Origin of the sequence: Burkholderia sp. LFS061 (assembly GCF_047978125.1) — a bacterium.
Classification (GTDB): Bacteria; Pseudomonadota; Gammaproteobacteria; order Burkholderiales; family Burkholderiaceae; genus Burkholderia; species Burkholderia pyrrocinia_C.
This window is the reverse complement of sequence record NZ_JBFPFS010000101.1, coordinates 1-2,800: the sequence shown is the minus strand read 5'-3', so window position 1 is coordinate 2,800 and position 2,800 is coordinate 1. Positions and strand designations below refer to the sequence as shown.

The 2,800-nt window shown below is 68.1% G+C and carries 5 protein-coding genes; all 5 read right to left on the bottom strand.

Translation table 11 applies throughout. From position 1 onward, the window contains the following. The coding region (gene gspK / locus ACNQQL_RS35755; protein ID WP_347069562.1) for a type II secretion system minor pseudopilin GspK at window positions 1-719 on the bottom strand (719 nt) is incomplete at its 3' end. Between the two features lie 2 nt (window positions 720-721). Continuing rightward, window positions 722-1,426 carry a PulJ/GspJ family protein gene (locus tag ACNQQL_RS35750; RefSeq protein WP_347069554.1) on the bottom strand — a complete coding sequence of 235 codons (705 nt, stop codon included), beginning with the start codon at window positions 1,424-1,426 and terminating at the stop codon, window positions 722-724. Further along, window positions 1,404-1,805, bottom strand: coding sequence for a type II secretion system minor pseudopilin GspI (gene gspI, locus ACNQQL_RS35745; RefSeq protein ID WP_347069569.1), 402 nt, complete (start codon window positions 1,803-1,805; stop codon window positions 1,404-1,406). Before gspI ends, ACNQQL_RS35750 begins: the two co-directional genes overlap by 23 nt. Before the next feature lie 2 nt (window positions 1,806-1,807). Next, window positions 1,808-2,266: a GspH/FimT family pseudopilin gene (locus tag ACNQQL_RS35740; RefSeq protein ID WP_347069547.1), complete on the bottom strand. Its 459-nt coding sequence runs from the start codon at window positions 2,264-2,266 to the stop codon at window positions 1,808-1,810. Between the two features lie 113 nt (window positions 2,267-2,379). Continuing rightward, window positions 2,380-2,799, bottom strand: a complete 420-nt coding sequence (gene gspG, locus ACNQQL_RS35735; RefSeq protein ID WP_347069538.1) for a type II secretion system major pseudopilin GspG — start codon at window positions 2,797-2,799, stop codon at window positions 2,380-2,382. Window position 2,800 lies beyond the last annotated feature (1 nt).

Here is a 2,800-nt window from a genome sequence, read left to right as displayed (position 1 = left end):
GTCATCATCAGCGGCGCGGGCCCGCGGTCGCCGCCGGACATGCCGGGATCGTCGGTGAAGCCGCCGGTCTGCTGGTCGCTGGTTACCGGCGCAGTGGCCGGCGCCGTGCCGGCGCCGCCGGGCAGCGTCGGCATCTGGAAGCGTGTCGCCGAATGCAGCAGTCCCGCGCGCACCTGCAACGCGATCCGTTTCGCGAACGCGCCGTCGTAGCCGAGCGTCGTCAGCAGGCGCTGGAACGCCTGCATCTGCGTGACGTTCAACTGCAGCACGCCGGGCGCCGGCGACGACACGAGGTTGCGCAGGTTGAACTTCGCCTGCGCGTCCTCGATCGAGCCGGAGATATAGGTGTCTTCGCCGCCGTTGTCGTTGGGCGCGCCGATCCGGCCGAGGAAGTCCGACAACTTCGTTTTCGCGATCGGCACGCCCCAGATTCCGCCGAGATACGTGATGCCGGGCGCCGTATCGCCTTCGGAGCGCAGGATCATCCGCGTCCAGTCAAGCGCGCCGCGTGCGACCCACTGCGCCTGCGCGATCACGCGCTGGTTCTCGATGCGGCGGATCTGCACCTGCTGGCGCCACAGCATCCCCGAGACGAGGATCGCCGACAGCGCGACGACGAGCAGCGCGGTGATGATCGCGGCGCCGCGCTGGCGGCCGCGTGCATGCGCGCGCGCGGCAACGCGGTTGATGGTGAGCGGACGGTGAGAGCGCGCGCGCATCGTCATTCCCCGACGAGGAACACGCGCGTGACCGGCACGCGCAGCGACGTCGCACCGATGCTGACCTGCAGCCCCGTCACCGCGCGCGGCGGCGGCGCGTTGCCGATCTGCGGCACCTTGAGCGCATCGTTGTTCTGCGCGAGCGCGTCGTCGGCCGTCTGCAGGTTGGTGGTCCAGCCCACGCGCGGCACGTACAGCTTCGCGTCGATCGCGCCGACGCCGCCCATCAGCGCGACCCAGCTCCAGCCTTCGACGCTGCTGTCCTTCAGCACGCCTTGCAGCCGGTTCGCGTCGTCGATCGGCGCCGATGCATAGCGCACGACGCGCCCGCCGGCGATCCGGTAGCGGACCACCTGCAGCCGCGGCGCCGCGCCCGGCACGTCGAATTCGCGAACGATCTGCAGCGTATTGCCGGCGACGCCGATCGCCGGCTGGCCGGCCTCGTCGTCGGTCGCGGCAAGCCGCGCGTCGATGCGCATCTGGTCGAACATCTGTGCGAAGACGCGCTCGTCTTCCATCGCGGACGCAACCTTGTCGCGGCCGCGCATGATCTGGTCGAGCCCGCGCCACGCGAGGATGGCGACCACCGCGAGGATCGCGATCGCGATCATCAGTTCGATCAGCGTGAAGCCGCGCACGCGGCCCGAGCCGACGAAACGCGCGGGCCGGCGCCGCATCGGCGCGTCAGAGCGGACGGCTGGTTTCATTCGCGACCACCGTCACCATCTGCGCGAGCACGCCGGAGCGCCCGGGCATGCTCACCGAAACCCGGACGCGCCGGAACACGGGGTTCGGCGTGGCGCTCACGCTCTGCGTGCAGACGAGCTGCACGTTGCCTTGCGAACAGTCGAAACTCTGGTCGCCGATCTGCGGCCACGCGTGCGTGAGCCGCAACTGCGCAAGCGCGTTGTCGGCGCTCCAGCCGGCCAGCAGCCGGTGGTGGAGATCGGATGCATTGTTCGCCATCGTGCCGACCGCGCGGATCGACGCGGCGAGCGCGACCGCGATGATCGCGAGCGCGACCAGCACCTCGATCATCGTGAAGCCGCGCGACGAAGAAACGGGGAAGGGCAGGCGACGACGCATCGTCATTGCACCTCGTAGCGGCCGTTGCCGGTGCCGACGATCGTCGCGCTGCCGACGGCCGAATGCAGCGTCACGCGCACCGGCGTGTCGACGCTCTCGGTGCCGAACACGACGCGGTTCGCGCGCGTGTCGGAGCCCGGGTAGTCGATGTCGGCGCCCGTGACGCCGCCATCCCAGTCGCGCGGGCGCAGCAGGTCGTCGCGCAGCGTGCGCCAGCCGTCGGGCGAGCTCACGTCGAAACGGAAGCCGTGCGCGGTCGGTTGCCACGCGATCGGGCGCGCGCGCACCTGTGCTTCATCGCCGGCAGTCTCGAACAGCAGCGCGATGCGCTGCGCTTCCTCGCGCAGGTCGGTGCGCGGATTGCGCGTCAGCGACAGCGACGCGAGCGACACGAGCAACCCCGCGATCACGAGCACGACCAGCATTTCGAGCAGCGTGAAGCCGCGTGCCTTCCAATTCATTGTCTGTATCGGGACCGCATATCGCGGTTTAATAATTGGAGTTTCGCCGAAAACACTCGCATTCAAATGAGTCGGTGATATCACATTAGCGCTAGCGCAAGGATTGATTGAGGCTACTGCCACGATCCGACATTGTGAGTGCTGTCAACACCGCTATCTTTTCCATCGGCGCCGTAGCTGAACACGTCGATCTCGCCGTGCACGCCCGGGTTCAGGTACTTGTACCCGTTACCCCACGGATCGTTCGGCAGGCGCTCGAGGTAGCTGCCGTCCTTCCAGTTGTTCGGGATCGGATCGGTGGACGGCTTCTGGATCAGCGCGTTCAGGCCCTGTTCCTGGCTCGGATAGCGGCCGTTATCGAGACGGTACAGCTTGAGGGCCTGCATGATCGTACCGATGTCCTGCTTCGCGGCGATGCGGCGCGCCTCGTCCGGGCGGCTCATGATCTTCGGCACGATCAGCGCCGCCAGGATCCCGAGGATCGCGACCACCACCATGATCTCGATCAGCGTGAAACCGCGCTGACGACGCACG